We start from the raw sequence: 6,667 nt of genomic DNA on the forward strand, positions 1-6,667 counted from the left end.
GGTACGTCACCCCGCTCGAAACGAGATCCTTGCTCAGGCAGAACCTCGTCCCGGCAGCGTAAACACCCGCTGTCCAGTTCGCGGGGGGAACTTCAACAAGACGCCCCGCCCATTGTGGGCCGGGTGGACTCTGGGACTTCGGGGCGAATCCTTGCCTTCCTCAGTCTGCGGACGGTCACCGGGATCCGCCTCCGTGTGCCGTCATTGATGTCACGCGTGGATGGTCAGTCGGGCACGCGAGAGACAGAGGGTCCCGTGTCGGTGAGCCGGGCTACGATCATCGCACCCCGTACGGCCTGGTGAAAGGGATGACCACCTTGGTGAGCCGTCCCCTCCCGACGTGGAGGAGCCGTTGAACCTGTATGACGCGAAGCAGGGGTGTCGCCCCGAGGGCTGCACGACCCATCGAATGAAGCCAGGGAACTGGCTCACCCACCTTGGAGCACGACCCTGAACCCGAAAAGGCTCCATCGGACCCTACGCATCATGGTGCCGGTTGCGGTAGGGGCTGCTCTCGCCATTGCCGTCACGGTATCGATCATGAAGGACCCCAGGCATGGGGAGGGTGCCGTGGGTGAGGTACTGGTGAGCGGTGACGACCGCACCATCACCACCCTGAACAGCCGGGCCCCATGCCAGCAGGACCCGCCCCAACTCGTGGCGAGCGAATCCCGCGATTCCGTCACCCTGGAACTGAAGGAAGGGGACGTCGATCTCCGGCGTCAGTGCAACAGGATCGACGAGCAGATCACCACGACGCTGCAATCACCGCTAGGGACACGACGGCTGGTAGACGCCGGTCACGATTGGACCATTGCCCCCTTCGACCAGAAGCGGCTGGCCAACCCTCGCTATCTCCCGCCAGGCTATACGCTGGCCACTCGCGTGCAGTGGAGCGACTCCAGCCAGCATGACCTGCTGCCATCATTCATTCGGACCCGGAGCTCGGGCTGTGCTTGGACCCGTTTCTACCACCGCGCCTCGGAGAAGGCGTCTTTGAGCATCACCCAAATCGCCGGAAAACTCACAGTGAGTGCCGCAGGCACTCCGGAGTCCGTCCACGGGTGGACCGGTGAGCTCACCCCCGACTCCAATAGCACCGTGACATGGACGAACGGGACCTACACATTCATCGTGGACACCACGGATCAGGACCTCCACGAAGCCGAACTCCTGAGGATCGCCAAACAACTGACCCCGTGAAACCCGAGATCACCACCGCCAACTCTGCAGCTCGAAACTGAAGTTCCCCGCTGACAGAGCGATTTCAAAGTCAGGTTGATCTTTGCAGATGTGCTGGTCACGGCGCGTGACAATGGCTGTGGGTGCCTCACCAGGGCCGATGGTTCCCACTCGGCGAGAGGGCTGATCACCCGCATGCGTACTGAGGCGGTCCGAGGTCTCCGGGCTGGAGGCGACGAGCGCGACCCTCGATGATCAAGGTTGTCGAAGTCTCTCATCACGAAGAGGGGTCACGCTCGTGTGCGATCCTCCCTGATGAGCCTGGACCCAACCGGCAAGGTGTGGCGCTCGTAAAGTCATCGCAGCAGATCGGACGGTAGAGCGGCCCCGGCTGGGATCATGGCCGCCGTGCCCCTCTCGATGCTGTACAAGGTAGCCCGCAGGCTGCTGTCCGCCCCCGGTGTGCTGCTGCGCCGCGACACCGCGAAGGACGCCGAGTTACTCGTGCTCCGCCATGAGAATGCGGTGCTACGGCGTCAGATCGCCGGACCGGTCCGCTACCAGCCCGCAGATCGGTTCTGGCTGGCTGCACTCTCCAGCCTGATACCCCGCCGCCGCTGGCGCGAGGTCTTCCCGGTCACGTCCGGGACACTGCTGGCCTGGCATCGCAGGTTCATTGCGGCGAAGTGGGACTACAGCGCCCGGCGCGCCCTTACCGGGCGCCCACCGACCAAGGCGGCGCTCAAAGAAGCTGGTCCTGCGGCTCGCGCGCGAGAACGCACAGTGGGGCCACCGGCGGATCCAGGGCGAACTGGCCCGTCTCGGGCACACGATCGGTGCCTCCACGGTGTGGGAGACCCTGCACGCGGCGGGCATCGGCCCGGCCCCGCGCCGTGCTGGCCCGACGTGGAGGGAGTTCCTCACGAACCAGGCCGAGGGCATCATCGCCGTCGACTTCTTCCACCTCGACACCATGCTCGGCCACAGGCTCTACGCGCTGGTGTTCCTCGAACACGGTAACCGGCGCCTGCGCATCGCCGGCGTGACCGCCCACCCCACCCGGGAGTGGACGGCACAACAGGCCCGGAACCTCGCCGGCGACCTCGGCACGCGCATGGAGTCCCTGCGCTTCCTGCTACGTGACCGCGACGGCACATACGGCCAGCCCTTCGACGCCGTCTTCCAGGGCGAGGAGATCAAGATCCTCAAGAGTGCGCCGCGAGCGCCCCGGATGAACGCTCACTGCGAGCGGGTGATCGGCAGCATCCGACGCGAGGTCCTCGACCATGTCCTCATCATGAACGAGGCCCACGGGCGGCAGGTCCTCACCACCTACGAGCGGCACTACAACGAGCACCGGCCCCACCGGGTCCGCAACCAACTACCTCCGGGCACCGACCAGCAACCCATCGGCGTGCACGGGCTCGAAGGCCGACGAGTCCTCCGCACCCGCATCCTCGGCGGCGTCATCAACGAATACCGCTATGCGGCTTGACCTGCGACGACGACTTTCCGAGCCCCACAGGCCTCCGGAGAGATGCCCAAGATGATCTCGGTCCACATGGAATACCCCTAACAGCGGCTTACACAATGAGGTGGCTCGGTCCTGATTGCCGTGATCAGGGCCGTAGTTGAGCGTTCGGCCCGGTGTGGAGACGTCGCCGTGGATCGTGTCGGATGAGCTGTGGGACCGCCTGGAGCCGCTGCTGCCGCAGCGCGAGCGGCGCTTTCGGCACCCGGGCCGCAAACCGCTGCCAGACCGGCAGGTGCTGTGCGGGATCCTGTACGTGCTGCACACCGGGATCCAGTGAGAGTACCTGCCGCAAGGCCTCGGCTTCGGCTCGGGCATGACGTGCTGGCGACGTTTACGGGACTGGAACCAGGCCGGCGTCTCGCAGCGGCTGCACGAGGTCCTGCTGGCCGAACGGAACGCGGCCTCGCGGCTGGACTGGTCCCGCTGCGTGGTCGACTCCGGCTCGGCGATCTCCCACAAGCTGTTCGGAACAATCCAACTCCACGTACCCCGCCCCCTGGACAGCTCAACGAGCGATCACCACATAGGACACCGTCTTAGTCATTGCGATGAGACTCGCTCTGCAGACACTACGTGCAAACGCGGGCCTTGCAACATGACCGACCGGCCGCCGGTTCAGCTGTGCGCCCGACGTGCTCGGCCCTCCGCATCTGCATAAGTCGAGCATCTCGCACCATCTGACGATCACGCGTAAGCGGGCTCCCTCAACCGGGCCGCGGGCCGCAACCGCTACGTACAGCTGCGCCGCGACAACTGGACAGGACCCGAAACCCCTTATGCAACAACCCCCGTTGTTCCGGTAACCGTCCGATGCCCCGTCAGGCGGTGACACGTCGACCGTGTGCGAGTATGCGACGGGACCGCATCCATCAAATATTCACAACCGTAGGCACGGACGCCGGTCTGTGATTGGATGCGCGGGTTGTGGCCCGTGTGACGCGGTCTCCCGCGATCGTGGAGGCCGCCGCCGTGGCGCGCGGGGAAGGCGTGGGGGCCTTCGGGGATGGGGACTCAGGGGGGTTTCCTTGGCTATGTCACAAGGCGATGCGGTGGTGGGTGCCACCAGACATGCACACGGACGCAGACACACCCGGTGGCGCGGCCTGGCGCTCGCCCTGACTGCCGCGGTGACCGCAGGCCTGGTCGGGCTGGGCGTCTCTCAGGCGCAGGCGAGTGAGACGACCGGCTCGGTGGACACCCTCCGGACCGGCTGGGACAGGAGTGAATCGGATCTCGGCCCGTCCGACGTGCGCTCCTCTTCCTTCGGGCAACTCTGGAAGGCTCCCGCGCAGCTCGACGGGCAGATATACGCTCAGCCGATCGTCGTCGGCGGCACCGTGGTGGCGGTCACCGAGAACAACGAAGCCTACGGCCTCGACCGCGCCACGGGAGCCATGCTGTGGCAGCGCAGCTTCGGGCCTGCATGGCCCGCGTCCACCCTCAACTGCGGCGATCTGGTGCCGACCATCGGCAGCACCGCCACCCCGGTATACGACCCCGCCAGCGGCGCGGTCTATCTGACCACCAAGGTCGACGACGGTCCCACCCACCTGAGCCCGCACTGGTACATGCACGCGCTCGACCCGGTCACGGGGGTGGAGAAATCCGGCTTCCCCGTGACGATCCAGGGCGCCCCGTCCAACGACCCCACCCAGTCCTTCCTGCCCGCGTACCAGATGCAGCGTCCGGGCCTGCTGCTGCTCGACGGGGTGGTGTACGCGGCGTTCGGCGGACACTGCGATGCCAAGCCCTATCGCGGCTATGTGGTCGGTGTCAGCACCACCAGCCCGTCTGTGACCTCGATGTGGGCGACGGAGACCGGCGCCAGCAACAGCGGGGCCGGCATCTGGCAGTCCGGCGGGGGACTCGTCTCGGACGGTCCCGGCAGGATCTTCCTCGCCACCGGCAACGGCGTCAGCCCGGCGCCCGGCCCCGGCAGCGCCCCGCCCGGCACTCTCGCGGAGTCCGTGGTCCGGCTGCAAGTGCAGGCCGACCGGAGACTGAAGGCCGCCGACTTCTTCAGCCCGTCCAACGCGCCGACCCTGGACCAACAGGACAAGGACCTGGCCTCCGGGGGGCCGGTCGGCCTGCCGGACAGCTTCGGCACCGCCTCCCACCCGCATCTGCTGGTGCAGCAGGGCAAGGACGGCCGAGTCTTCCTGTTGGACCGCGACGACCTCGGCGGACGTTCGCAGGGCACCGGCGGGACCGACGACGTGGTGGGGATCACCGGGCCGCTCAAGGGCCAGTGGGGCCACCCCGGGGTCTGGGGCGGTGACGGTGGTTATGTCTACGTCGTCGGCAACGGTGGCTCACTGGTGGCGCTGCACCGCGGCGTGACGGGCTCGGGCGACCCCGCGCTGACCGTCGCCGGGTCCAGCCAGGACTCCTTCCCCTACACCAGCGGATCGCCCGTGGTGACCTCCGACGGAACGCGCTCGGGCAGCGCCCTGGTGTGGGTGGTCTGGTCGGGCGGGTCCAGCGGCGCCAACGCCCAGCTGCGCGCGTACGACCCGGTTCCCGACGCGAACGGCGTCCTGCCGCTGGTCTGGTCCGCGCCGATCGGCACCGCACCGAAGTTCGCCACCCCGGCCACCGACGGCGGGCAGGTCTTCGTCGGCACCCGGGACGGCAAGGTCTACGCCTTCGGCAACCCGGTGGGCAGCCCGCTCAAGGGCGGACCAGTCGAGTTCGGGCTCGTATCGGTGGGCGGCTCCGCGAGCTCCAACGTCGTCCTGACGGAGAACCAGAGTCCGTCCCGGACCCTCGGCATCAAGGGCGTCACCGTCGACGGTCCGTTCACCGCGGACACCTCGTCGCTGCCGTCGACAATCCCGGCGGGCGGGCAGCTGTCGATACCCGTCTCCTTCACACCGACCGCGGTCCTGGGCGCGAGCGGAACGCTCACCGTGGCCACCGACGCCGGCAGTTTCCAACTGAGCCTGCACGGCGTCGGCACCAAGCCCGGTCTGGCCGCGTTCCCGGGCAGGGTGTCCTTCGACAACCAGCCCACGGGGACCACGGCCACCGCGAACGTCCAGCTGACGAACACGGGCACCGACCCCGAAACCATCACCTCCGTCACCCCGCCCGCCGGACCGTTCACGGCCGCCGACCTGCCGAGCGCGGACCCCGCGAACCCGACGGTGATCCCGGCCCAGAGCTCGATCGTCCTGCAGGTGGGGTACGAGCCCACGGCCACCGGCCAGAACTCCTCGTCGATCACGCTGAGCAGCACCAGCGGTGCGCTCACCATCCCGGTCGAGGGCGACGCGATCAGCGGCCAGGGTCACCTGGTGTTCAATCCGACGGCTCTCTCGTTCGGGGCGGTGGTCCGCGGCACGTCGAGCACACGGACCTTCACGATCACGAACACGGGGAACATCCCGGTCACCGTCACCAAGGCGAAGGCCCCGGCAGGCGCGTTCAGCAGCACCGACCAGCTTGCCGAGGGCCTGGTCATCGGTCCCGAGCAGAGTGTCCGCCAGACGGTCACCTTCGCCCCGACCGTGAGCGGCAGCCAGTCGGCCACGTACGAGGTCACCGGTGACGCCGGGCAGGGAGCGCAACTGGAGCCGCTCACCGGCATCGGTGTGCCCCCGGCGTCGCATCTGGGCACCGTGCTCGCACGGGACAACTCCGGCACCCTGTGGCAGTACCGCGGCACCGGTGTGCCCTCCGGGGCACTGGCCGCCCGGGCCGCCATCGGAACCGGCTGGAACACCTACAACATCGTCACGAGTGTCAGCGGTGAGATGGCGGACGGCACCGGAACCGCCGTCGGCCGTGACAGCAAGGGCACGCTGTGGTTCTACCAGGGCACCGGCAACCCGAAGGCACCCTTCGCGCCCCGGAAGCAGGTCGGCCCCGGCTGGAACATCTACAACTCCATCGTGGGCGCCCGTGACGTGACCCGGGACGGCAAGGCAGACCTCATCGCCCGCGACAGCA

At 67.8% G+C, this 6,667-nt stretch carries 2 protein-coding genes and 2 pseudogenes; all 4 read left to right on the forward strand.

Translation table 11 applies throughout. The features are described from left to right. Positions 1-486: 486 nt before the first annotated feature. Complete coding sequence (locus ACIBJF_RS45180) at positions 487-1,203, forward strand: hypothetical protein (RefSeq protein ID WP_399183230.1); 717 nt, start codon at positions 487-489, stop codon at positions 1,201-1,203. A gap of 387 nt (positions 1,204-1,590) precedes the next feature. After that, positions 1,591-2,677 (forward strand): annotated as a pseudogene (locus ACIBJF_RS45185) (integrase core domain-containing protein). Positions 2,678-2,813: 136 nt separating this feature from the next. Continuing rightward, positions 2,814-3,155, forward strand: a pseudogene (locus tag ACIBJF_RS45190) (transposase); the annotation flags it as partial. Positions 3,156-3,768: 613 nt separating this feature from the next. After that, on the forward strand, positions 3,769-6,667 hold a 2,899-nt coding region (locus ACIBJF_RS45195; protein ID WP_399183232.1), incomplete at its 3' end, for a choice-of-anchor D domain-containing protein.

Source organism: Streptomyces sp. NPDC050743 (assembly GCF_044456925.1).
GTDB lineage: Bacteria > Actinomycetota > Actinomycetes > Streptomycetales > Streptomycetaceae > Streptomyces.